We start from the raw sequence: 23,339 nt of genomic DNA on the forward strand, positions 1-23,339 counted from the left end.
CGATTACACGGCAGCACGATAACTACGCGGGCTACAACGCCCCGAGATGGAGGAGACACAGATGGCACACCTACTGGCAGTGGTATCCTGCCCCGAACGCACCACCCACACCCTGCTCGCCGGCGAGGCGCTGCGCCACGGCGCCGAGCGCCTGGGCCACCGCATCGAGGTCGAAACGCGCAGCACGCACGGCGTGCAGGCGCGCCTGTCCGACGAACTGATCCAGCGCGCCGACGCCATCGTGCTGGTCGGCGAAGGCGAAGCCGAGTCCGAGCGCTTCGCCCTGCGCGGCTGCCACGTCGCCACGCTGGAAGCGGTGCTGGCCGACGCCGACGGCGTCATCGCCAGCGCGCTGCAGGATTCCGCCGCGCCGCAAAGCGCCGAGCCGGCCGCCCCCGCGCAAGCCGCCAGCGCCGCGCTCGAGATCGTCGCCATCACCTCCTGCCCCACCGGCATCGCCCACACCTTCATGGCGGCCGAGGGCCTGACCCAGGGAGCGAAACAGCTGGGCCACCGCGTCAAGGTCGAGACCCAGGGCTCGGTCGGGGCGCAGAACACCCTGAGCGCGGACGAGATCCGCCGCGCCGACCTCGTCATCATCGCCGCCGACACCCAGGTCGACACCAGCCGCTTCGCCGGCAAGCGCCTGTTCCAGAGCAGCACCAAGGCCGCCATCCACGACGGCGCCGCGCTGGTGAAGCGCGCCATCGCCGAGGCCACCGAGCACGCCTCGGCCAAGGCCGCCGGCAGCACCGCCCAGGCCGCGCCGGCCGAGGCCGCCAAGGCTCAGCGCACCGGTGCCTACAAGCACCTGATGACCGGGGTGTCGTTCATGCTGCCGTTCGTGGTGGCGGGCGGCATCCTGATCGCCATCGCCTTCGCGCTGGGCGGCATCTACGCCTTCGACGACGCCCACAAGGGCACGCTGGCCTGGGCCTTGTTCCAGATCGGCGCCAAGTCGGCATTCGCGCTGATGGTGCCGGCGCTGGCGGGCTACATCTCCTACTCCATCGCCGACCGCCCGGGCATCACTCCGGGCATGGTGGGCGGCATGCTGGCCGCGAGCCTCGGCTCGGGCTTCCTCGGCGGCATCATCGCCGGCTTCATCGCCGGCTACGGCACCGACTGGCTCAACCGCCACATCAAGCTCGGCCGCAACCTCGACGGCCTCAAGCCGGTGCTGATCCTGCCGGTACTGGGCTCGCTCCTGGTCGGCCTGCTGATGATCTACGTGGTGGGCAACCCGGTAGCGTCCGCGCTCGCCGTGCTCACCGAGTGGCTCAAGGGCATGCAGGGCAGCAGCGCGCTGCTGCTGGGCGCACTGCTGGGCGCGATGATGGCGTTCGACATGGGCGGCCCGCTCAACAAGGCGGCCTACGCCTTCAGCACCGGCCTGATCGCGAGCCGGGTGTACACCCCGATGGCCGCGGTGATGGCCGCCGGCATGACCCCGCCGCTGGGCATCGCGCTGGCCACCATGCTGTTCCGTGACCGCTTCACCGCCGACGAACACGAAGCCGGCAAGGCCGCCGGCGTGCTCGGCATCTCCTTCATCACCGAAGGCGCCATCCCGTTCGCGGCGCGCGACCCGCTGCGCGTGATCCCGGCCCTGATCGCCGGCTCGGCCCTGACCGGGGCGATCTCGATGTCCTCCGGCGCCGAGCTGAAGGTCCCGCACGGCGGCATCTTCGTGCTGCCGATCCCCAACGCCGTGAGCCACCTGGGCATGTACCTGGTGGCGCTGGTGGCCGGCACCGTCACCACCGCGGTCCTGCTGCGCCTGCTGAAAAAACCGCTGCAAGCCTGATCCGGTCTACCCGACCACCCCGCCCTCCCGACCCGGCCCAGCCGGGCCGCGGGCGGCGGGGCCCGGCTGCGGCCTTTTTTTCGGCCAACCCTGTAATCAAACTACATTTATTTCGCATCGACAGGGCACCCACGCGGGCGCCCGGGGGAGAACTTCGCCCAAAAACCCGGCTGACGCGCCAAGCACGCGGCGCGTCGATGCCATCACCTTGTAGCAAAAGTACGTTCAGCTGTAGCACCACACACAACACACGACACGGAGACACACCATGAACCTTCGCTACACCGTCCTGACCGCCGCCGTACTGGCCGGCCTCGCCGCCCCCTCCTTCGCCGCCCGTCCGCTGAAATCGGTCGGCGTCGCCGTGGGCGACCTCGCCAATCCGTTCTTCGTCGCCATCGGCAAGGGAGCCGAGGATGCCGCCAAGAAGATCGGCGGCCCCGGCGTCAAGGTCACCACCGTTTCCAGCAAGTACGACCTCAACACCCAGGTCGGCCAGATCGAGAACTTCATCGCCAACAAGGTGGACGTGATCCTGGTCAACGCCTCCGACCCCATGGGCATCGAGCCGGTGCTGAAGAAGGCCCGTGCCGCCGGCATCGCCGTGGTGGCGGTGGACGTCGGCGCGGTCGGCGCCGACGCCACGGTGATGTCCGACAACGCCATGGCCGGCGCGGAATCCTGCAAGTTCATGGCGCAACAGCTGGGCGGCAGGGGCAACGTGGTGATCGTCAACGGCCCGCCGGTGACCGCCGTCAGCGCGCGCGTGGCCGGCTGCAAGAAGGTGCTCGGCAACTACCCGGGCATCAAGCTGCTGTCGGACAACCAGGACGCCCACGGCAGCCGCGACGGCGGCATGGAAACCATGGCCAACCTGCTGACCGCGCACAAGAAGATCGACGCCGTGTTCGCCATCAACGACCCGACTGGCATCGGCGCCGAGCTGGCGGTGAAGCAGGCGGGGCGCAGCGACGTGAAGCTGATCGCCGCCGTGGACGGCGCCCCGGACGCCGAGAAGGCGCTCAAGGACAAGAAGAGCCTGTTCGCCGTCTCGGCCGCGCAGAACCCGTACACCATGGCCACGATGGCGGTGCAGATCGGCTACGACATCCTCAACGGCAAGCGCCCGGCCAAGAGCCAGGTCCTGCTGCCGACCCCGGCCGTGACCAAGGCCAACGTCGCCAGCTACACCGGCTGGACCCAGCACTGAGCCCCGGCACGCGCCGCGGCGGCCTGCCCGCCGTGGCGTGAACCGGCCCCGAGCAACGCGGAGGGGAGCCTTCCCCTCCGCCGTCATCCCGCGGGATGAACAGGAGTCCTCATGAGCTCAATCGCATTGGAAATGATGGGCATCGGCAAGCGCTTCGGCGCCAACAAGGCGCTGGACCAGGTCCGGCTCACCGCCTACCGCCACGAGGTGCTGGCGCTGATGGGCGAGAACGGCGCAGGCAAGAGCACGCTGATGAAGATTCTGTCCGGCGTCTACCAGCCGGACGAGGGCGAAATCCGGCTGGACGGCAAGCCGGTGCGCATCGCCTCGCCCGCCGACGCGCGCGCCGCCGGCATCAACCTGATCTACCAGGAACTGGCGGTCGCGCCCAACCTCACCGTGACCGAGAACATCTTCATGGGCGCCGAGCCGCGTGCCCGCTTCGGCCGCATCGATCACGACGCCATGAACCGCCGCGCCGAGGAAGTGCTGGCACGGCTGGGCGCGCGCTTTTCGGCCGACACCCCGGCGCACCGCCTGGGCATCGCCGACCAACAGCAGGTGGAGATCGCCCGCGCCCTGATCCACGACAGCCGCGTGCTGATCCTGGACGAGCCCACCGCCGCGTTGTCCGACCGAGAAAGCGAGCGGCTGTTCGAGGTGATCCACCAGCTGCGCGACGACGGCATCGCGCTGATCTACATCAGCCACCGCATGGAAGAGGTCAACCGCCTGGCCGACCGCATCGCCGTGCTGCGCGACGGCAGCTACGTCGGCAGCATGACGCGCGCCGAGAGCACGCCGCAGAAGGTGGTGCAGATGATGGTCGGGCGGCCGCTCGACGACTTCTACCAGCACAAGAGCGAGGCCGGCGCAGGGCCGGTGCGGCTCGAGGTGCAGGACCTGGGCAGCCACCGGGTGCGCCCGGCCTCGCTCAAGGTGCGCGCCGGCGAGGTGCTGGGACTGGCCGGGCTGGTCGGCGCCGGGCGCACCGAGCTCGCGCGCCTGATCTTCGGCGCCGACGCCAGGACCAGCGGGCGCATCCTGCTCGACGGGCGCGAGGTGGCCATCCGCGAGCCGCTCGACGCCATCCGCCTCGGCATCGGCTACCTGCCGGAAGACCGCAAGGGCCAGGGCCTGTTTCTGCAGCTCTCGGCCACCGCCAACACCACCATGAACGTGCTGGGGCGCCACGCGCGCGCCGGCGTGCTCGACCACCCGGCGCTGAAGAAGCTGACGCAGCAGGCCATCGACCGGCTCGCGGTGAAAGTCTCCGGCACCGAGGGCATCGTCGGCGGGCTCTCCGGCGGCAACCAGCAGAAGCTGCTCCTGGCGCGCTGGCTGGCGATCAAGCCCAAGGTGCTGATCCTCGACGAGCCCACGCGCGGCGTCGACATCGGCGCCAAGGTGGAGATCTACCGCATCGTCCACGAACTCGCGGCGCAGGGCGTGGCGGTGATCTGCATCTCCAGCGAGCTGCCCGAAGTGATCGGGCTGTGCCACCGCGTGCTGGTGATGCGCGAAGGCAGTCTCGCCGGCGAGCTCGCGGGCGAGGCCGTGACCCAGGAAGCCATCATGACGCTCGCCACCCACGAGGCGGCCTGACACACAAGACACATCAAGGAGACAAGCGATGACTACTTCGAGCCCGAATTCCCCGGCCGGCCTGCTCGCCGCGCCGAAACCGGCCGGCTTCAGCCTGGGCCGGCTCTACAGCAAGGTCGGCATGCTGCCGGTACTGGTCGTGCTGTACGCCGCCTTCTATCTGCTCACGCTGCACTTCAGCGAGGACGGCAGCACCAACTTCATCACGGTAGACAACAGCCTCAACATCCTGCGCCAGACCTCGATCAACCTGGTGCTGGCCTCGGGCATGACCTTCGTCATCCTCACCGCCGGCATCGACTTGTCGGTGGGCTCGATGCTGGCGGTGGCGGCGGTGCTGGGCATGCTCACCTCGCTGCCCGGCCACGCCCCGCTGCTGGCCCTGCCCGCCTTCATCGTGGCCGGCCCGGCAATGGGCGTGCTCAACGGCTCGATGGTGGCCATGCTCGGCATCAACCCCTTCGTGGTGACGCTGGGCACCATGACCGCGCTGCGCGGCGCGGCCTACCTGTTCGCCGACGGCACCACGGTGCTCAACAGCGACATCCCGAGCTTCGAGTGGATCGGCAACGGCAACCTGTTCGCCATCCCCTGGCTGGTCTGGCTCGCCGCCGCCGTGGTGATGGCCTCGTGGTTCGTTCTCAAGCGCACCGTCCTCGGCCTGCACATCTACGCGGTGGGCGGCAACCCGCAGGCGGCGCGGCTCACCGGCATCAAGGTGAACCGGGTGCTGCTGTTCGTGTATTCGATCAGCGGCCTGTTCGCGGGTCTCGCCGGCGCCATGTCGGCCAGCCGCCTGTACGGCGCCAACGGCAACTGGGGCACCGGCTACGAGCTCGACGCCATCGCCGCCGTGGTGCTGGGCGGCACCAGCCTGATGGGCGGGGTCGGCTCGATCTGGGGCACCGTGGTCGGCGCGCTGATCATCGGCGTGATGAACAACGGCCTGACCATCCTCGGCGTGTCGTCGTTCTGGCAGTACGTGGCCAAGGGCGCGGTGATCGTGCTGGCGGTGATGCTGGACAAGTGGCGCCAGAAACAAAGCGGCCTCAACTGATTCGATGTGGAGTAAGGATATGACGAAGCCACTGCCCCGCGTGGTCGTGTTCGGTGAGGCGCTCACCGACTTTCTGCAAACCGCCCCCGGCGTCTGGGCGAGCCGCGTCGGCGGCGCCTGCTGGAACGTGGCGCGCGCCGTCGCCGCCCTGGGCGTGCCGGCGGCCTTCGCCGGCGCGGTGAGCGAGGATGATCTGGGCGACGAGTTGGCCGAAGCGACCCTGGCCATCGGGCTCGATGCGCGCTTTCTGCAGCGCGCCGCCAAGCCGCCGTTCCTGGCGCTGGTGCCGTCGCAGCATCCGCCGCGCTACTTCTTCGCCGGCGGCGATTCGGCCGACCTGGCGTTCGACCCCGCGCGCCTGCCGCCGGGCTGGCTGGAGGCGGCCGAGGTGGTCCACTTCGGCTCCATCAGCCTGGCGCGCGCGCCGCTGGCGAGCCGGCTGCTGGAAGTTGCCCGCGCCGCGCGCGCCGCCGGCAAGCGCATCACCTTCGACCCCAACTGGCGCAACCTGATGGACGACGCTTACCGCGCCACCTTCGAGGAAATGGTCCGCCTCGCCAGCGACGTCAAGGTCTCCGACGAAGACCTGGCGCAGCTGCTGCCCGAGTGCAGCACCGAGGCCGCGCTCGCCACCCTGCTCGACTGGAACCCCACGCTGCGCATCCTCTACACCGAGGGCGCCGAGGGCCTGCGCCTGCTCACCGCGCAGCAGGCGACGCACCAGCCGGCCGTCAAGGTGACGGTGGCCGATACCGTCGGCGCCGGCGACGCCAGCCCGGCGGGCTGGATCGTGGCCACGCTGGATGAGCCCGCCACGGCGGCCGCGCTGCACTTCGCCGCCGCCACCGCGGCCGCCGCCTGCCAGCGCGCCGGCGCCCACCCGCCCAGCCGCGCCGAAGTGGACGCGCTGTTGAGCCGACGCGAGGCTCCGCACGCCTCGCCCCACCCCGACCTAGCCCTGTGAGAACCGCCATGTACGCTGCGATCGCCTCCGATCTCGACGGCACCCTGCTGGATGCCCGCGAGACCATCACGCCGTTCACCGCCGCCACCCTGCGCGCCGCCGCCGCGCGCGGCGTGCACCTGATCATCGCCACCGGCCGCCACGTGCTCGACGTGCGGGGCCTGATCGACGGACTGGAACTGCCGATCAGCCTGATCACCTCGAACGGCGCGCGCGTGCACGGCAGCGACGGCGCCCTGCTCCACGCCGACGACGTGCCGGCTGAGCACGTGCGCGCGCTGCTGCAGCCGGACCTAGCGCACGGCACCCGCCTCAGCCTGTACCTGGACGAGGGCGGGCTGTGCTGCCTGCACGACGGCTACGTCCACCGCGACGCCGAGACCGGCTTTTCCAAGCAGTGCGACGACCTGTCGCAACACTCCGGCGAGGGCGTGGCGAAGCTGATGTACACCGCGCCGCCGACACGCCTGGCCGAGATCGAGGCGGCAATCCGCCAGCGTTTCGGCAGCGCGCTGGCGCTGACCTACTCGCGCCCCGACTACCTGGAAGTGATGGCCACCGGCGTCAGCAAGGGCCGCGCGCTGACGCGCCTGCTGGCACGCCTGGGCGTGGCGCCGGAACGCTGCGCCGCGTTCGGCGATGGCCTCAACGACGTCGAGATGCTGCAAAGCGTCGGCCATCCGTTCCGCATGGCCAACGCCAGCCCGCGCCTGTCCGCGCTGCTGCCCGAGGTGGCCGAGGCCGGCCACCACGACGAGGCCGGCGTGGCGCGCCAGATCAGCCTGGCGCTGGGGCTGGCCGTGCCGGAAGTGTGAACGCCCCACTGACCGAATGGCCGCAAAGAGCCTGTTCGTCAGTCTGGCAAAGAAGAACCTGTTCACGATCTCGCGAGCTAGAGCGAGACAAGGCAAAAACGGCTGAGGAAGCAGAGTTTACAAGCGGTAAATGAGCATTCCGAAGGCGGTTTTAACGCCGTATCGCCGAAGCGAAGCAGCTCGTAAACAGGTTCGAAGAAGCGACGGGTGAGAACCCATCGTATGCAGTGCCTTTTCTAATAAGAGCAGAGGAGAAAGATGAAAACCAAAACCATGAACGTGAAAAACGTCGCGCTGGTTTCTGCCGTGCTGTCGCTGTTTTCCGGCGCCGCGCTGGCGGACGTCAGCATCATCGGCAAGATGGAAGCCGGCGTGCAGCGCAAGAGCAACGTCGACGGCACCCATGTCAACGGCGTCAAGGACTTCGGCTCCGAAATCGACTTCGTCGGCAGCGAGGACCTCGGCGACGGTCTCAAGGCCATCTGGCAGATGAACAACAACGTGCACCTCGACGGCGGCCAGGCCGGCGATACCTTCGCTTCCGGCGACACCTTCGTCGGCCTGTCGGGAGGCTTCGGCGCGGTCAAGCTGGGGCACGGCATCGACGCCTACGGCGAGGGTTACTGGAAGGCCAACTTCTTCGACCTGGGCGACCACGGTCCGGACCGCGGCGTCGGCGGCGTGCTGGGGCTGAGCGACGCCGGCAACTCGAAAGGCGCGGTCAAGTACGAGACGCCCAAGTTCGGCCAGTTCAACGCCGCCGCCAGCTGGGCAGCCGGCGAGAAGGGCTCGGGCAGCGCCGCCGGCAACGCCTGGGCGCTGGGCGCCAACTTCGAAGGCGCCAGTTACGGCCTGCACGCCGGCTATCAGCGCCAGGACCTGGTCAACAACGCCTCGGCCCCTTACGTCAACGTCGGCCATGCCGACGATTGGGTGGCGGCCGGCAAGGTCACTCCGCTGCAGGGGCTGACGCTGGCGGCGGAATACAACCACTCCCGGCTCTCGGCCACCACGCCGGGGGCGCTCACCGGCAGCAGCACGTCCTTCGTCGTGCCGGCCGATCCGGTCGCCATGAAGAGCCTGATGCTGCTGGCCGAGTACAAGCCGGATCGTCTGGCGCTGCGCGCTTCGGTGCTGCGCACCGACAACTACCAGTACGTCAGCGACAAGCGCCGCAACGAGTTCGTGCTGGGCACCAGCTACGACCTCTCCAAGCGCACCGCCCTGCTGGCGGAATACCTGCGCAGCAAGGTCAGCAGCGATGACCGCGCCAGCAGCGAGCTGGTGATCGGCCTGCACCACGGCTTCTAAAACCGCGAAAACCCGGGGCGGCGCGAGCGCCGGCCCGGGTTGTCAGACCCTGTTTATCCGACTCGTGTCGAAACGTCCAAATTCAAGGAGCGTACCGTGAGCAAGCTCACCCAACTGCCGGCCTGGCGCACCCTGTGGAACCACTTTTCGCGCGCGCGCGACTGGCACATGCGCGAGCTGTTCGCCGCCGATCCCGAGCGCGCCGAACGCTACTGGCTGCAAGCCGAAGGGCTGACGCTCGACTACTCCAAGAACCGCATCAGCGACCAGACCCTGACCCTGCTGCTGCAGTTGGCCGAAGAAGCCGGCCTGCCGGAGCAGATCGAGGCCATGTTCCACGGCGACAAGATCAACGTCACCGAGAGCCGCGCCGTGCTGCACGTGGCGCTGCGCAACCGCGCCGACACCCCGATCCTGGTCGACGGCGAAGACGTCATGCCCAAGGTCAACCGCGTGCTGGAGCGCATGGGCCGTTTCGCCCACGCCGTGCGCTCCGGCGAGTGGCTGGGCTACACGCGCCAGCCGATCACCGACATCGTCAACATCGGCATCGGCGGCTCCGACCTCGGCCCGCTCATGGTGTGCCGGGCGCTGCGCCCGTACGCGCATCCGCGCATGAACATGCACTTCGTCTCCAACGTCGACAGCTCGCAGCTCAAGGAGACCCTCAAGCGCGTGCACCCCGAGACCACGCTGTTCGTGATCGAGTCGAAGACCTTCACCACGCAGGAAACCCTGACCAACGCCCTGACCGCGCGCGAATGGTTCGTTGCCCGCGCGCGCGACGAGAAGGCGGTGGCCAAGCACTTCGTCGCGGTCTCCACCAACAAGCAGGCGGTGGCCGAGTTCGGCATCGATCCGGCCAACATGTTCGAATTCTGGGACTGGGTGGGCGGCCGCTTCAGCCTGTGGTCGGCGATCGGCCTGCCGATCATGCTCTACCTGGGCGAGGAGAGCTTCCTCGAGCTGCTGGAAGGCGCGCACGGCATGGACCAGCATTTCCGCAACGCGCCGCTGGCCGCCAACATGCCGGTGATCCTGGCGCTGATCGGCATCTGGTACATCAATTTCTACGGCGGCGGCAGCCACGTCATCGCGCCGTACGACCAGTACCTGCACCGCCTGCCGGCCTTCATCCAGCAGCTCGACATGGAGTCCAACGGCAAGCAGACCCTGCGCGACGGCCAGCCGGTGGACTTCGAGACCGCGCCGATCATCTGGGGCGAGACCGGTATCAACGGCCAGCACGCCTTCTTCCAGCTGCTGCACCAGGGCACCCACACCTCGCCGATCGACCTGATCGCCTCGCTGGAGAACTGCAGCTCGCTGCCCGGCCACCACGAGATCCTGCTCGCCAACCTGTTCGCCCAGGCCGAGGCCTTCATGCGCGGCAAGACCGCCGACGAGGTGCGCGCCGAGCTGACGGCGCAGGGGCTCGAGGGCGAGGCGCTGGAAAAGCTGGTGCCGCACAAGGTGTTCGGCGGCAACCGCCCCACCAACACCCTGCTGATGAGCCGGCTCGATCCGCGCCACCTCGGCGCGCTGATCGCGCTCTACGAGCACAAGATCTTCGTGCAGGGCGCGATCTGGGGCATCAACAGCTTCGACCAGTGGGGGGTGGAACTGGGCAAGCAGCTCGCCAAGACCATTCACGCCGAGCTCGCCGGCAAGCGCGGCCCGGCCCAGCACGACAGTTCGACCGCCAAGCTGATCGCGTTCTACCGCCAGGTCAACGGCGCCGAGCCGGCCCTGCCCCGGCGCCGGTGAAGCCCAGCCGAGGCGCAGCCGCAGGAAGCCTGAGCCAGCGTCAGCCAGCACCGCGACGATCAACGCGTGGTCCTCGCGCTGCGGCAGGCCGGACACGGTGACGGCGCCGATGCAGCCGCTGCCCGTCAGTCGCAACGGGAAGCTGCCGCCGTGCGCGGCGTAGTCGCGCGTGGCAAGACCCAGCTTGGCTTCCAGCGTCTGGCCGTCGCGCTGCAGCGCGAGCCCCACGGCGTAGGAGCTCTTGTGCGTCAGCTCGACTAGGTTGCGCTTGCGCCGCGCCCAGTCGGCGTTGAGCGGCGTCGTCCCCGCCATCGCGTGCAAAAAGACGGTCTCGCCGGCGAGGCGGATCTCGAGCGCCAGCGCGGCGTGGCGCGCCTCGGCGGCGGCCTTCAGGCGGCAGCCCAGCTCCCAGGCGCTGGCGTGGTCGAAATGGCCGAACTGCAGCCGCCGTTCCTGCAGGGCGATGCGGGCGAGATCGGCGTCGACATCAAACTGACTCATGCGACGGCCTCCTCGGCGGCGAACGGCACTTCCTCCCCTCGGCGGCGCTCCGGCAGCCGGCCTCGATCACGCGCATCACGGCGATGGCGTCGGCGGCCGGCACCGGGTTGGCCGCACCGTGCCGGATGGCGTCGCGCAGCGCCACGTAGTAGGCGGGGTAGTCGCCGAGCCGCGTCGGCACGCGCTCGTGGCAGGGCTGACCGTCGTGCCATACCGTGAGGATGCCGTCGCGCTCGTCGCGACCCCAGTCGGCGGCGGGCGGAAACCGGCCGGCCTTGAGCGCGGCTTCCTGCTCGTCCAGGCCGTGCTTGAGGTAGCTCGCCGCGGTGCCGTGCACGGCGAAACGCGCCCCCGGCTCGGCGGTCAGCGTGCTGGCGTGCAGGATCACCTGCAGGCGCTCGTAGCGCAGCAGGGCGTGGAAGTAGTCGTCCACCTCGGCGCCGTCGCGCAGCGTGGTGCGCGTCAGCGCAATGCCCAAAGGTTGGCCGAACAACTGCAGCGCCTGGTCCACCAGGTGCGGCCCCAGGTCGTACCACAGCCCGGAGCCGGCGCTCGCCGCGCTCTCGCGCCAGCGCTGCGGCACCTCGGGACGGTAGCGGTCGAAGTGCGACTCGAACTGCACCACGCGGCCCAGCCGGCCCTCGTCGAGCAGCGCCTTCAGCGTCAGGAAGTCGGCGTCCCAGCGCCGGTTGTGGAACACCGACAGCACGCGCCCGGTATCCCGCGCCAGGGCCTCCAGCTCGCAGCCCTCGGCCACGGTGACGGTGAACGGCTTGTCCACCACCACGTGCTTGCCCGCCAGCAGCGCGGCGCGCACCAGCGCATGGTGGGTTTCGTTCGGGGTCGGGATGACGACGAGGTCGATGTCGGCGCGCGCGAACAACGCCTCGGGCGTGGCTTCAACGTCGAGCGACGGACGCTCGGCGCGCACCTGATCCGGCCGGCGGCTGGCAGCGGCGACCAGCTCAAGGCCGGGGGTGGCGGCAATCAGCGGAGCGTGAAAGGTCTTGGCGGCGCTACCGTAGCCGACCAGGCCGACACGAAGGGGATGGGACATGGGCTAGTCCTTGCAAAAACAGAAACCCTGCCGTGTTCGGCAGGGTTGCGGAAAAGGCCCTCCAGGCTGGCTTCGGCCAACCTGGAGCACTGTCCATATTTCTCAGAAGTGGCTCGCAAAGCGTTACGAGCGGTCGTCAGCGAGGGGCGGCTGGAGCACAGGAACCGGAATGGACACGGAGTCCATGAGGATTCCGAATCGCTGAGCAAATCTCTGCAAGCCAATCTACGATTGGCTTAGCGATAGATTTGCACGCAGTCCACCCAGCCCGAGATCACGACCGCGCAGTAGCTTTACGAGCTACTTCACAGAATGAAGCGCGTATTGATGAAATTACTCTCGTTCGACAGCACGATCGCATCCAGCAGCTTCTTGCTCGCCTCGGTCTCCTTCGCCGCCACCATCGAGCGGATCGAGAACGCGCGCAGCGCGTCGTGCACCGACAGCGTGCCCTCCGCCGAGTCCTTGCGCCCGGCGAACGGGAACACGTCCGGGCCGCGCTGGCACTGGCAGTTGATGTTGACACGGCAGACCTGATTCACCAGCGGGTCGACCAGCTCGGCGATCTGGTGCGGGTTGCTGCCGAACAGGCTCACCTGCTGGCCGTAGTCCGAGCTGATCACGTAGTCCAGCGCGTCCTCGATATCCTCGAACGGCGCCACCGGGATCACCGGACCGAACTGCTCCTCGCGATAGAGCTTCATACCTTCCTTGACCGGGAACACCACCGCCGGGTGGAACAGCGTCTCGGCCACGCTGCCGCCGCCCTCGTTGATCACGCGCGCGCCCTGGGCCTTGGCGTCCTCGACGCATTCGGTCAGGTAGCGGCACTTCTCCTGGTCCGGCAGCGGCGTCACCATCACGCCCTTTTCCCACGGCATGCCGACCTTGAGCGCGTTCACCGCCTCGCTGAAGCGGCGCAGGAAGGCTTCGGCGATGGACTGGTGCACCAGGATCATCTTGATCGCGGTGCAGCGCTGGCCGTTGAACGACAGCGAACCGGCGATGCATTCCTTCACCGCCAGCTCGAGGTCGGCATCCGGCAGGATGATGGCGGCGTTCTTGGCATCGAGCCCCAGCACCGCGCGCAGGCGGTTGGATTTCGGGTGCGCCTTCTTGAGCTGGTCGGCGACGCGGCTGGAGCCGATCAGCGCCAGCACGTTGATCTTGCCGCTGTTCATCAGGTAGGGCACCAGCTCCGAACCCTTGCCGTACACGGTGTTGATCACCCCGGCTGGGAAGGCGCTGCGGAACGCCTCCAGCATCGGGTAGTACAGCAGCGTGCCGAACTTCGGCGGCTTCAGCAGCACCACGTTGCCCATGATCAGGGCAGGGATCAGCGTGGTGAAGGTCTCGTTCATCGGGTAGTTGTACGGCCCGAGGCACAGCGTGATGCCGAGCGGCGAGCGGCGGATCTGGCCGATGGTGCCGTCGACGATCTGGAAGCGCGAGTTGTCGTTGTCGAGCTTCTTCAGCGCGTCGATGGTGTCCTTGATGTAGACGATGGTGCGGTCGAATTCCTTCTCGGAGTCGGGCAGGCTCTTGCCGATCTCCCACATGATCAGGTTCACGATCTCGCGGCGCTTGGCGAGGATCTGGCGCGTGAATTCCTCGACGCAGCCGATGCGCTCCGCCACCGACATGGTCGGCCAGGCGCCGCGGCCGTTGTCGTAGGCGGCCACCGCGGCGGCCAGGGCTTCGTCGGCCTCTTCCTTGCCGGTGACCGGGATGCTACCGAGCTCGACGCGGGCCAGCTCGCCGTTGTCCTGGCGGGTGTAGACCGGCGACAGCACGGCGCGCGTCTCGCCGTGCCACATCTTGAGCTGGCCGTTCACCAGCAGCGTGCGCTGGTGCAGCGGGGCGAGAATCTGGCAGTCGGCCGGAACGGCGCTCTCGGCGGGGAACAGGGCGTGCAGTTGTTCGATGGTGTTCACTCTCGATGTCCTTTGTGTGTGCAGTGTGTGAGAACCTGCTCACGATCTGTCGCGAGCAGGTTCTGAGCGGTCGGGGCTCAGCCGCGATCCGTCTTCGCGCCTATTCCGGCCAGACCACGCGCAGCAGATTGGTCGAACCCGGCGTGCCGAACGGGATGCCCGCCACCACGATCAGCGGCCGGCCCGGCTGGTAGTAGCCGGTGTTCTTGGCGGCGGCGCTGGCCTTCTCCACCATGTCCTCGACGTTCTTGGCGTCCTCGGTGGCGTACGAGGTCACCCCCCACAGCAGCGCCAGCTGGCGCGCCACGGTGCGGTTCGGCGTCAGGCTCAGGATCGGCGAGGCCGGGCGTTCATGCGCGACGCGGAAGGCGGTGGCGCCCGAGGTGGTGTAGGTGATGGTGGCGCCCACCGGCAGCACCCCGGCCACGCTGTGGATCGCCGCGCCGATGGCGTCGGTGGAGTTGGCCTGGTGGCGCGTGGTCACCGCCTGCATCAGCTGGCGCTGCAGCGGGTCGCCCTCGGTGTGGTGGATGATGCGCTGCATCATCGAAACCGCCTCGACCGGGTAGTGGCCGGCGGCGGATTCCGCCGACAGCATCACGGCGTCGACGCCGTCGTACACCGCGGTGGCGACGTCGGAGGCCTCGGCGCGGGTCGGCGCCGGCGCCTTGATCATCGACTCCAGCATCTGGGTGGCGACCACCACCGGCTTGCCGGCCTCGCGGCACAGCCGCACGATGCGCTTCTGGATCGACGGCACCTCTTCCGGCGGCAGTTCCACGCCCAAATCGCCACGCGCCACCATGATGGCGTCGGCCACCTCGATGATGGCCTCGAGGTTCTGCACCGCCAGCGGCTTCTCGATCTTGGCCATCAGCTTGGCGCGGCCACCGATCAGCTCGCGCACTTCCAGCACGTCTTCCGGGCGCTGCACGAAGGACAGCGCCACCCAGTCCACCCCCAGTTCCAGGCCGAACTCGAGGTCGCGGCGGTCCTTGATCGACAGCGCCGACACCGCCAGCGCGGCGTCCGGCACGTTGACCCCCTTGCGGTCGGAGATGAGGCCGCCCGCCACCACTTCAGCCTCGATGACATCGGGCGTGACGGACACGACGCGGAAACGCAGGCGGCCATCGTCGACCAAGAGCTGGTCGCCCGGCGAGACGGCAGAAAAGATTTCGGGGTGAGGCAGGCAGACGCGCTCATGGTTGCCCGGCTCCGGGTTGCGGTCGAAGGCAAAGCGCTGGCCGGCGACGAGTTCGGCCTGGCCGTCGGCGAAGCTCCACACCCGCAGCTTGGGGCCCTGCAGGTCGAGCAGCACGCCGATGGAGCGGCCGGCCTGGTGCTCCACCTGGCGGATGGCAGCGAGCCGGGCGGCGTGGTCTTCGTGCGCGCCGTGGCTGAAGTTGAGGCGGAACACGTCGGCACCGGCCTGGTGCAGGGCGGCGATGGTGTCCACGGTGCTGCTGGCCGGGCCCAGCGTGGCGATGATCTTGGTGCCACGGCTCTGGCGTTCGCTACATGTACCCATACTCACTCCTCCTTGTCCTTATGTAGTAGAACTACATTGAAATCGATTTCACATTAACTGTCAACAGACATCACCCGGCCCTGTTCCACACAGCTGACATCCGTACCAAAAACCTCAACAAATCCTTCAACATCAGTCCATTAAGAGAAAAAACCCATCGTGACAGCGCCGTCTTGACGCCATCAAGCCGCACAGCCGACACTCTCAGACACGAAAGGGAATGGACACAACTCCAATCGAGTATATTTGTAGTAAAACTACTACGCAACCGCTAACGGAATGGTTGCGGCAAGGCGGGACAAGGCACGCAACAAGCCCATCACGGCGACTAGGGAAGAACTTCCGCAACAGCGGGCGCGGCGAGCCTTGGCGGCCCGGGAAGAAAAGGGGAAGAGCGACGGCGCGCCCGGCGCGAAGGCGTGGTCGCCTGCGAAAATGGGCTCTAAGATGGAATCATGGCCAGCACCGTGGAGGCACCATGACCAAACCGACCATCAGCGACCAGGGCGAGCCGGGCGAGGACCAGCCCGAGCCCCCGGTGTTCCAGGGACTGTCACGCTACGAAATACGCTCGCAGCTGAGCGAGATTTCCTTCTACCTGTGCGGCGAAATCCAGGCCTCGCACTTCTACACCAATCTGTTCTACACCCTGCGCAGCGCCAGCGAGACCGACATCATCTACCTTCACCTCAACACCACCGGCGGTGACTTCGACACCGGCATGCAGATCATCAACAACATGCAGTCCTCCTGCGCCCACGTCATCACCGTGCTCGAGGCGCGCGCCTACTCGATGGGCGCGCTGATTTTCCTGGCGGGAGACGAACTGGAGGTGCAGGACAACTGCCAGCTGATGTTCCACATCTACTCGGGCACCTTCGCCGGCCGGGGCACCGAGCAGCAGGCACAGATCCAGGCGGTGAGCAGCTGGTTTGAAAAGGTCATGCAGCGCATCTGCCAGCCCTTCCTCAGCACGGCGGAGGTCGACAAGGTGCTCAAAGGGGCGGATGTCTGGATGGACTCGGACGAGATCCGGCGCCGTCTGAGCCGCCTGCAGCGCGCACCGGCCAAGCCGACCGCGCCGCGCCGCAACCGCAAGAACAGCGCGCCCGACGCCGAACCCGGCAGCTGAGCGGCACCAGGGCGCATCATCGATGGTTTCTCCGGCGGGGCGCGGGAGCAATGGACGGCACGCCCTACGCCGACCTCAATCCAGCTGCTGCGTCATGCCGTGCTCCGGCACCGAACAGGGCCAACGCAGCTCGGTGGTGATGCGGCGCCGCAGCGTGTCCGCTGCCACCGGTTCGCCGTGCACCACGAAGGTATGCCGTGGCGCGCTCTCGAAACCACCCAGCCACGCCAGGATTTCACCGGCATCGGCGTGTGCCGACAGGTTCTCCAGCATCACCACCTCGGCACGGATCGGCACTTCCTCGCCGTGGATGCGTACCGATTCCGCCCCGCCGACGATCGCCGCCCCACGCGTCCCCCCCGCCTGGAAACCGGAGAACAGGATGGTGTTGCGGGCGTAGGGCGCGAACGCCTTGAGGTGGTGCAGCACCCGGCCGCCGGTGGCCATGCCGCTGGCAGAAATGATGATGGCGGGCTCGTGCCGTTCGTTGAGGCTCTTGGACTCCTCTACCGTGCGCACGATATGCGCCACGCGGCACATGCCCTCGCACTCCGTCGGGCTGAGCCGATGCTCGCGGCGGAAGCGATGGTAGAGCTCGGTGGCATCGGTGGCCATCGGGCTGTTGAGGAACACCGGCAGGTCGGCCGGAATCGCTCCGGACTGCTTCAGACGGTACAGGTAATACATCAGCGACTGGGTACGCCCCACCGCGAAGGACGGGATCAGCGTGATGCCGTGGCGCGCCGTGGTGCGCCGGATGATCTCGGCCAGCACCTTGGCGGTATCTTCCGGCGGGTGGCCACGGTCGCCATAGGTCGACTCCACCAACAGATAGTCGGCCCGGGCGATGCGTTCGGGCGGCACCATGATCGGGTCATGCGGGCGCCCCAGATCGCCGGAGCACAGCAGCGTCACGCCGCCGGCGCTGATTTCCACCATGGCGGCGCCGAGAATGTGCCCGGCCGGGTACAGCGTCACCTTGATCCCCTTCGCCACCTGCTCGGCATGATGCCAGGGCAAGGTCTGCAAGGCCTTCAGCGAGCGCTCGGCGTCGGCCAGGGTATAGAGCGGCAATGCCGGGTGGTGCTTGGAGAAGCCGTGGCGGTTGGCGTACTCGGCCTCCTCCTCCTGCAGGTGGCCGCTGTCCGGCAGCAGTATCTCCGCCAGCGCGCAGCTCGCCTCGCTGGCGTACACCGGGCCGGAAAATCCTTCGCGCACCAGTAGCGGCAGGTAACCGCTGTGGTCGAGGTGGGCATGCGTCAACACCACGGCGTCGAGGCGGGCCGGCTCGAACGGCAGCTCGGCCCAGTTGCGCAGGCGCAACTGCTTGAAGCCCTGGAACAAACCGCAGTCCACCAGCACGCGTGAACCGCCGTGCTCCACCAGAAACTTGCTGCCGGTGACGGTACCGACCGCACCAAGAAAGGTGATACGCATCACTCGCTCCCGTTTTCTGCCGCAACGGGCGCCGCCACGGCGGCCCCGCGCCGATAGATCAGGTAATAAACCAGCGCCACCAACACGCTGCCGCCCAGCAGATTGCCGGCGATCACCGGCAGCAGGTTGTGCAGCAGACCGCCCCAGCCGATGGTATCGGCGAACGGAATCGGGCCGGCGACGCCATCCTTGAGCAGCATCGCCAGCGGGATCAGGTACATGTTGGCGATGCTGTGCTCAAAGCCGGCGGCGACGAAGGCCGAGATCGGAAACACCACCGCCACCATCTTGTCGGTGACGCTGCGCCCGGCCATCGCCATCCACACCGCCAGGCACACCAGCACGTTGCACAGCGCCCCGCGCCAGAACAGCGTGGCCAGCGGCGCCGAGCACTTGGCGGCGGCCAGCCGCACCACCTGCTCCGCCACCAGTCCGTGGTTCAGGGCCGGGTGCCCCGACAACCACACCATCAGCGCCAAGCCGGCGGCGCCGACGAAATTGGCCAGGCACACCACCAGCCAGTTCCGCAGCAACAGGCCGGTGCCGATGCGGCCATCGGCCCAGGCCATGGCGAGCAGGTTGTTGCCGGTGAAAAGCTCCGCCCCGGCCACCACCACCAGCAACAACCCGAGCGAAAACACCAGCCCGCCCAGCACGCGGCTGGCGGCGAAACCCAGTCCGGGGTCGCTGGTTACCAGCACGAAGTAAAGCGCCCCCAGGCCGATGAAGGCACCGGCCAGCACGCCCAGCAGCGCCATCTGCCGCAGCGGCAGCTGCGCCTTGGCCACGCCGATCGTTTCCACCCGTTCGGCGATCTCCGCCGGAGAGAAGGCATCGAATCCGTATAGCGCCATCAGTGCCCTCCCTTTCACTCAGGCCGATGCTGCCGTTACCCGCACCGCGGTCACCTTGTACTCCGGCGCCTGCACCTGCAGATCACGAATCGACGAGGTCAGCCGGTTCACCAGCGGCTCGCTGCGGTGGAAGGTGGCGAACACCTGCCCCGGCTGTACCCGGCGGCTGATGCGCAGCGGCAGCACCACCTCGCCGTAGCGGCTGGTCACGCGCACCGGTGCGGCGTCGGCCAGCCCCAGGCGCGAGGCGTCGGCCGGCGCCATGTCCAGCGTATCAGCCGGGCGCAGCACCGTATCGGGGGTGCGGTTGCTCATCGTGCCAGCGTTGAACTGGTAGAGCGTGCGCCCGGTGAGCAGCAGCAGCGGGTAGTCGGCGTCGGTCTGTTCCGGTGTCGGCAGGTAGGCAATGGCTGCCAGCATGGCGCGCTGGCCGACCGGGAAACTCGACGGATACAGCACCGGGGTGCCTGGATGCTGCTCGTCCGGGCAGGGCCAGTGCAGGCTTTCGTGTTCCAGGCGGGCGTAACTGAGCCCGGCCCCCTCCGGCCACAACGCACGCACCTCGTCCCAGATCGCCTGCGGACCGGCAAAATCGAACCCCTCGGCTCGCCCCAGCCGCGCCGCCAGCTGCTGGATGATCCACCAGTCAGGCCGGGCTTCACCCGGCGCCGGCACCACCTGGCGGATGCGCTGCACGCGCCGGTCCGAATTCATGAAGGTGCCGTCGCGCTCGAAGAACGACGCGGCCGGCAGGAACACGCTGCCGAAGGCCTTGGCGGTTTCGTTGAGGAACAGGTCCTGCACAATAACCAGCTCCAGCTCGGACAGCGCCCGGGAGGTCTCGCCGACGTTGGCCAGCGACAGGTAGATGTCGTAGCCGAAGGCCCACATCGCCTTCAGCTCGCCGGCGGCGGCGGCGTCCACCATCTGCAGCAGGTTGCGGCCATGGCGTTCCGGCAGCGGGGCACCCCAGGCCGAGGCGCAGCGCGCCCCGGCCTCCTTGAAAGAGTGCCCGCCGGGCAGCGTCGCCGGATCGCAGCCCATATGCGCCGCCCCCTGCACGTTGTTCTGCCCGCGCAGGGGGTTGATGCCGGCGCCGGGGCGCCCCAGGTTGCCGGTGAGCAGCGCCAGGTTGATCAGCGTCATCACGCCCTCGGTGCCCTGCAGGTGCTCGGTCACGCCCAGACCATGCAGGCACATCGACGGGCGGCCGGCAGCGTAGAGCCGGGCGGCGGCACGGATGTCGGCGGCGCTCACGCCACACTCCATCGCCACCTGCTCCGGGGCATAGTCGACGATGAAATCGGCAAACGCGTCGAACCCGTCGACCCGCTCGCCGATGAAGGCCTGGTCGAGCAGGTCTTCCTCGATCAGGGTCGCCGCCATGGCATTGAACAGCGGCACGTTGCAACCCGGCCGCGGCGCCAGGTGCACGTCGGCCAGCCCGGCCAGCTCGGTGCGGCGCGGGTCGATCACCACCAGCCCGGCGCCGTTCAGCACCGCCTGCTTGATGCGCGCCCCCACCACCGGGTGGTTCTCGGTCGGATTGGCGCCGCAGATCAGGAAGGCCCCAGCCAACTCGATATCGTCGAAGCCATTGCTCGCCGCGCCGGTGCCGAGCATGGTCTTCAAGGCCTTGGCGCTGGGGGTGTGGCAGACGCGGGCGCAGCAGTCGACGTTGTTGGTGCCGAGCACGACCCGGGCAAATTTCTGCGCCAGGTAGTTCTCTTCGTTGGTGGCGCGCGCCGAACCCAGCACGCCAATGGCGTCCGCACCATGCGCGGCGACGATGGCGCGCAGCTTGGCGGCGGTGAAGTCGAGCGCCTCGTCCCAGCTCACCCGGCGCCAGCCCTCGCCGTCGCGGATCATCGGCCAGGTGATGCGTTCGGGCGAGTGGTTGAACTCGAAGGCGTAGCGGCCCTTGACGCACAGGTGGCCGCGATTGACCGGGCTCGCCGCCGGGCGCACCGCCACCACCCGCCCGCCGCGACGCCCCACCTCCATCTGGCAGCCCACCGCGCAGTAGACACAGGTGGTGCGCGTCCAGCCCTCCACCTCCACCGTCACGCGCTTGTCGTAAAGCGCCCCGCTCGGGCAGCTGTCGACACAGGCGCCGCAGCTGACGCAGCCCCCTTCCAGCAGGGTGGCACCGTGCGCCGGGGCGATGCGCAGCGCCGCGCCGCGCTGCCACGCCTCCCACACGAACTGCCCTTGCAGCTGCTCGCAGATGCGCACGCAGCGCTGGCAGTCGATACAGCGTGTCATGTCGATGCCGATATAGGGATGCGTGTCGTCGAGAAACAGGCCGTCACGCAGCTGCCCGCCCGGCTCTACGTCATAGGCCGCAAACAGCCGATGCAGAGGGTGCTGCGGCTCGGCCTCCATGGCCGCCGGCGGATAGCTTTCGGCCAACAGCTGCAAGTGGGTACGGCGCAAGGCACGCAGGGCTGGCGTGTCGGTGCGGATCACCATGCCGTCCTCGGCCCGGCAGGCGCAGCTCGCCACCGGCCGCGGCTCGCCGTCGACCTCCACCAGGCACAGCCGGCAGCCGCCGTGCGGCGTGAGCCGCGGGTCGTGGCACAGATGCGGCACCTCGGCCCCGCCCTGCAACAACACGTCGAGCAGCCGGCCCGGCTCGGCGCTCCGGACGATGCCGTCGATGGTCAGCTGAAGCATGCCTTCCACTCCTCGGGAAAATGGGTCTGGACGGCCCGGGCGAACTCGGCCAGGCCCCGCCCGTGTCCGCACAGGCTGGCGGCGCCGAGCGCGTCGAGCAAGTCGGCGCAACGCCCCGGCTCGATGCGTCCTCCCCCCATCGCCGCCTCGAACATCGCCGCCAGCTGCGGCGTGCCGCGCTGGCACGGGGTGCATTTGCCGCACGATTCGCCGGCGCCAAAGCGAAACACCTCGGCCAGAATGGCGGCGAGCGGGGTATCGTCGGCAAAGGCGATCACCCCACCGTGCCCCACGGCACAGCCGATGGCCTGCATTTCCTCGTAGCCCAGCGGGGTATCGAGCAGGCGCGGCGGTACGATGCCGGCCAGCGGGCCTCCCACCATGACCCCCTTGAGACGGCCGCGGCGCAATCCGCCGCCCAGTTTGTCGACCACTTCGGACAAGGGCAGCCCGAACTCGACCTCATACAGCCCCGGCCGGCTGAACAGCGAATTGAGCGACAACAGCTTGGTGCCGCGGCTCAACGAGAAACCGAGCGCGGCGTAAGCAACGGCACCGTGCTCGACGATCCACGGCAACGCGCACAAGGTCTCGACGTTGTGCAGCAGCGTCGGCGCGCCGAACAAACCACATTCGCTGATCTGCGGCGGCCGCAGGCGCACCTCGGGGCGGCGCCCCTCCAGCGCGTTGAGCAGCGCGGTCTCCTCGCCGCACAGGTAGCTGCCCGCCCCGATCACCAGCTCGACGTCGAAGCGCTCCCCCAGCCAGCCGGCCCGTCGCGCCTGCTCGATGGCTTCGGCCAACCTCGCCCCCGCCAGCGGATACTCCTTGCGCAGATAGATATAGCCCTGCCCGGCACCCACGCCATGGGCGGCGATGATCATCGCCTCGAGCACACGGAAAGGATCATCCTCCAGCAGGAAGCGGTCGGAGAAGGCGCCGGGGTCGCCCTCGTCGGCGTTGACCACCAGATACTTGCGATCGGCCGGCTGCGCCGCCACCGCCTGCCATTTCCTCCCCGCCGGGAAGCCGGCACCGCCGCGGCCGCGCAGCCCGGACATCTCCACGGCGCGCCGCAGTTCCTCCGGCGCCATGGCCATGGCACGCTGTCGCGCCGTCCCGCCACCGCGCGTGACGTAGTCGGCCAGGCGGTGTACCCCGCCCGTCAGCACGTTGCCGAGCAACACCGCCTGGCGGCTGTGCACCTCGACGTGCGGACGCGGATCGTGGTCGGCCGCGCTGGGGCCGGCGTAACACTTGCCGAGACAATACAAGGGGGACCTCTCGCGCTGCGCCGCCGACCAGCGCACCGGCGCGTCGGCGCGTGCGGCAAAGCAGGCCAGCCCACGGCAGCAACGCCCGGCCAGCGGCTCGTCAAGATGGTAGAAGGTATGGGCGGCAAGGTGTCGGGGCAGCACGCGCACGTAAAATCCCCCCTGAGCATAGGGTTTAACTCTTTTACTGTAGTCAAGCGGCGCGACCGTAACCGGTATCAGATCAAACACAGCGCAAATAAGCGTCTGCGCCGGGCAGCCGGAACATCCGGAGACGACCGAGGAAGAGCGGCACGGTTTGTTATAGTGGTATTTAAAGAGGTGGCATCCGCCGCCTCGGAAGTGCGCCCGGTGCAAAACCGCCGCTGTCGCGGCCGTTGCACCCGGCCCACGTCGATCGGGAGCCT

16 protein-coding genes, 1 other RNA gene and 1 pseudogene are annotated in these 23,339 nt (G+C 68.4%); 9 read left to right on the top strand and 9 right to left on the bottom strand.

The window, feature by feature from the left end:
• Window positions 1-61 precede the first annotated feature (61 nt).
• The 8 genes from ABKF58_RS19955 (at window position 62) to pgi (ending at window position 10,536) form a co-directional block, all read left to right on the top strand.
• Window positions 62-1,807 (top strand): PTS fructose-like transporter subunit IIB, encoded by a 1,746-nt coding sequence (locus tag ABKF58_RS19955; protein ID WP_482582931.1) that lies wholly within the window; start codon window positions 62-64, stop codon window positions 1,805-1,807.
• Window positions 1,808-2,075: 268 nt separating this feature from the next.
• A complete protein-coding gene (locus ABKF58_RS19960) occupies window positions 2,076-3,017 on the top strand; it encodes an ABC transporter substrate-binding protein (RefSeq protein WP_008955213.1) in 942 nt (313 codons plus the stop codon).
• Between the two features lie 111 nt (window positions 3,018-3,128).
• Window positions 3,129-4,622: a sugar ABC transporter ATP-binding protein gene (locus ABKF58_RS19965; RefSeq protein WP_482582932.1), complete on the top strand. Its 1,494-nt coding sequence runs from the start codon at window positions 3,129-3,131 to the stop codon at window positions 4,620-4,622.
• A 28-nt stretch (window positions 4,623-4,650) separates the two neighbouring features.
• Window positions 4,651-5,679, top strand: a complete 1,029-nt coding sequence (locus tag ABKF58_RS19970; protein ID WP_482582933.1) for an ABC transporter permease subunit — start codon at window positions 4,651-4,653, stop codon at window positions 5,677-5,679.
• 19 nt (window positions 5,680-5,698) lie between these two features.
• Window positions 5,699-6,643, top strand: coding sequence for a carbohydrate kinase family protein (locus tag ABKF58_RS19975; RefSeq protein WP_482582934.1), 945 nt, complete (start codon window positions 5,699-5,701; stop codon window positions 6,641-6,643).
• An 8-nt stretch (window positions 6,644-6,651) separates the two neighbouring features.
• Window positions 6,652-7,458: an HAD family hydrolase gene (locus tag ABKF58_RS19980; protein ID WP_482582935.1), complete on the top strand. Its 807-nt coding sequence runs from the start codon at window positions 6,652-6,654 to the stop codon at window positions 7,456-7,458.
• 258 nt (window positions 7,459-7,716) lie between these two features.
• Complete coding sequence (locus tag ABKF58_RS19985) at window positions 7,717-8,769, top strand: porin (protein ID WP_008955218.1); 1,053 nt, start codon at window positions 7,717-7,719, stop codon at window positions 8,767-8,769.
• A gap of 96 nt (window positions 8,770-8,865) precedes the next feature.
• Entirely contained in the window at window positions 8,866-10,536 is a 1,671-nt protein-coding gene (gene pgi / locus ABKF58_RS19990; protein WP_482582936.1) for a glucose-6-phosphate isomerase, read from the top strand.
• Window positions 10,537-10,635: 99 nt separating this feature from the next.
• Here the strand turns inward: pgi and ABKF58_RS19995 are convergent.
• The 5 genes and pseudogenes from ABKF58_RS19995 to pyk all read right to left on the bottom strand — a co-directional run.
• Window positions 10,636-11,037, bottom strand: a pseudogene (locus ABKF58_RS19995) (heme-degrading domain-containing protein); the annotation flags it as partial.
• On the bottom strand, window positions 11,024-12,094 hold the full coding sequence (locus ABKF58_RS20000; protein ID WP_482582937.1) for an oxidoreductase: 1,071 nt from the start codon (window positions 12,092-12,094) through the stop codon (window positions 11,024-11,026). The pseudogene ABKF58_RS19995 and the gene ABKF58_RS20000, both read right to left, overlap by 14 nt.
• A 110-nt stretch (window positions 12,095-12,204) precedes the next feature.
• A non-coding RNA gene (locus tag ABKF58_RS20005) (sX9 sRNA) lies at window positions 12,205-12,280 on the bottom strand.
• A 119-nt stretch (window positions 12,281-12,399) separates the two neighbouring features.
• Window positions 12,400-14,028 carry an NADP-dependent glyceraldehyde-3-phosphate dehydrogenase gene (locus tag ABKF58_RS20010; protein ID WP_482582938.1) on the bottom strand — a complete coding sequence of 543 codons (1,629 nt, stop codon included), beginning with the start codon at window positions 14,026-14,028 and terminating at the stop codon, window positions 12,400-12,402.
• 100 nt (window positions 14,029-14,128) lie between these two features.
• A complete protein-coding gene (pyk, locus tag ABKF58_RS20015; RefSeq protein WP_482582939.1) occupies window positions 14,129-15,559 on the bottom strand; it encodes a pyruvate kinase in 1,431 nt (476 codons plus the stop codon).
• 478 nt (window positions 15,560-16,037) lie between these two features.
• On the opposite strand from pyk, the gene ABKF58_RS20020 reads away from it, so the two are divergent.
• A complete protein-coding gene (locus tag ABKF58_RS20020) occupies window positions 16,038-16,691 on the top strand; it encodes a Clp protease ClpP (protein WP_482582940.1) in 654 nt (217 codons plus the stop codon).
• Between the two features lie 75 nt (window positions 16,692-16,766).
• Here ABKF58_RS20020 and ABKF58_RS20025 read toward each other — a convergent pair whose 3' ends face one another.
• The 4 genes from ABKF58_RS20025 to ABKF58_RS20040 are packed head-to-tail and all read right to left on the bottom strand — an operon-like array spanning window position 16,767 to window position 23,082.
• Window positions 16,767-18,128 carry an MBL fold metallo-hydrolase RNA specificity domain-containing protein gene (locus tag ABKF58_RS20025; RefSeq protein ID WP_482582941.1) on the bottom strand — a complete coding sequence of 454 codons (1,362 nt, stop codon included), beginning with the start codon at window positions 18,126-18,128 and terminating at the stop codon, window positions 16,767-16,769.
• Window positions 18,128-18,982 carry a formate/nitrite transporter family protein gene (locus ABKF58_RS20030; RefSeq protein ID WP_482582942.1) on the bottom strand — a complete coding sequence of 285 codons (855 nt, stop codon included), beginning with the start codon at window positions 18,980-18,982 and terminating at the stop codon, window positions 18,128-18,130. The genes ABKF58_RS20025 and ABKF58_RS20030 overlap by 1 nt, the downstream gene beginning before the upstream one ends.
• Before the next feature lie 18 nt (window positions 18,983-19,000).
• Entirely contained in the window at window positions 19,001-21,658 is a 2,658-nt protein-coding gene (gene fdhF / locus ABKF58_RS20035; RefSeq protein ID WP_482582943.1) for a formate dehydrogenase subunit alpha, read from the bottom strand.
• Entirely contained in the window at window positions 21,646-23,082 is a 1,437-nt protein-coding gene (locus tag ABKF58_RS20040) for a complex I 51 kDa subunit family protein (RefSeq protein ID WP_482582944.1), read from the bottom strand. The genes fdhF and ABKF58_RS20040 overlap by 13 nt, the downstream gene beginning before the upstream one ends.
• Window positions 23,083-23,339: the final 257 nt, after the last annotated feature.

Source organism: Pseudogulbenkiania sp. AW2-16 (assembly GCF_056824575.1).

Coding starts and splice junctions, on each gene's coding strand:
- ABKF58_RS19955 (WP_482582931.1), top strand. CDS start 62: ATGGCACACCTACTGGCAGTGGTATCCTGCCCCGAACGCACCACCCAC.
- ABKF58_RS19960 (WP_008955213.1), top strand. CDS start 2,076: ATGAACCTTCGCTACACCGTCCTGACCGCCGCCGTACTGGCCGGCCTC.
- ABKF58_RS19965 (WP_482582932.1), top strand. CDS start 3,129: ATGAGCTCAATCGCATTGGAAATGATGGGCATCGGCAAGCGCTTCGGC.
- ABKF58_RS19970 (WP_482582933.1), top strand. CDS start 4,651: ATGACTACTTCGAGCCCGAATTCCCCGGCCGGCCTGCTCGCCGCGCCG.
- ABKF58_RS19975 (WP_482582934.1), top strand. CDS start 5,699: ATGACGAAGCCACTGCCCCGCGTGGTCGTGTTCGGTGAGGCGCTCACC.
- ABKF58_RS19980 (WP_482582935.1), top strand. CDS start 6,652: ATGTACGCTGCGATCGCCTCCGATCTCGACGGCACCCTGCTGGATGCC.
- ABKF58_RS19985 (WP_008955218.1), top strand. CDS start 7,717: ATGAAAACCAAAACCATGAACGTGAAAAACGTCGCGCTGGTTTCTGCC.
- ABKF58_RS20000 (WP_482582937.1), bottom strand. CDS start 12,094: ATGTCCCATCCCCTTCGTGTCGGCCTGGTCGGCTACGGTAGCGCCGCC.
- pyk (WP_482582939.1), bottom strand. CDS start 15,559: ATGGGTACATGTAGCGAACGCCAGAGCCGTGGCACCAAGATCATCGCC.
- ABKF58_RS20020 (WP_482582940.1), top strand. CDS start 16,038: ATGACCAAACCGACCATCAGCGACCAGGGCGAGCCGGGCGAGGACCAG.
- ABKF58_RS20025 (WP_482582941.1), bottom strand. CDS start 18,128: ATGCGTATCACCTTTCTTGGTGCGGTCGGTACCGTCACCGGCAGCAAG.
- ABKF58_RS20030 (WP_482582942.1), bottom strand. CDS start 18,982: ATGGCGCTATACGGATTCGATGCCTTCTCTCCGGCGGAGATCGCCGAA.
- fdhF (WP_482582943.1), bottom strand. CDS start 21,658: ATGCTTCAGCTGACCATCGACGGCATCGTCCGGAGCGCCGAGCCGGGC.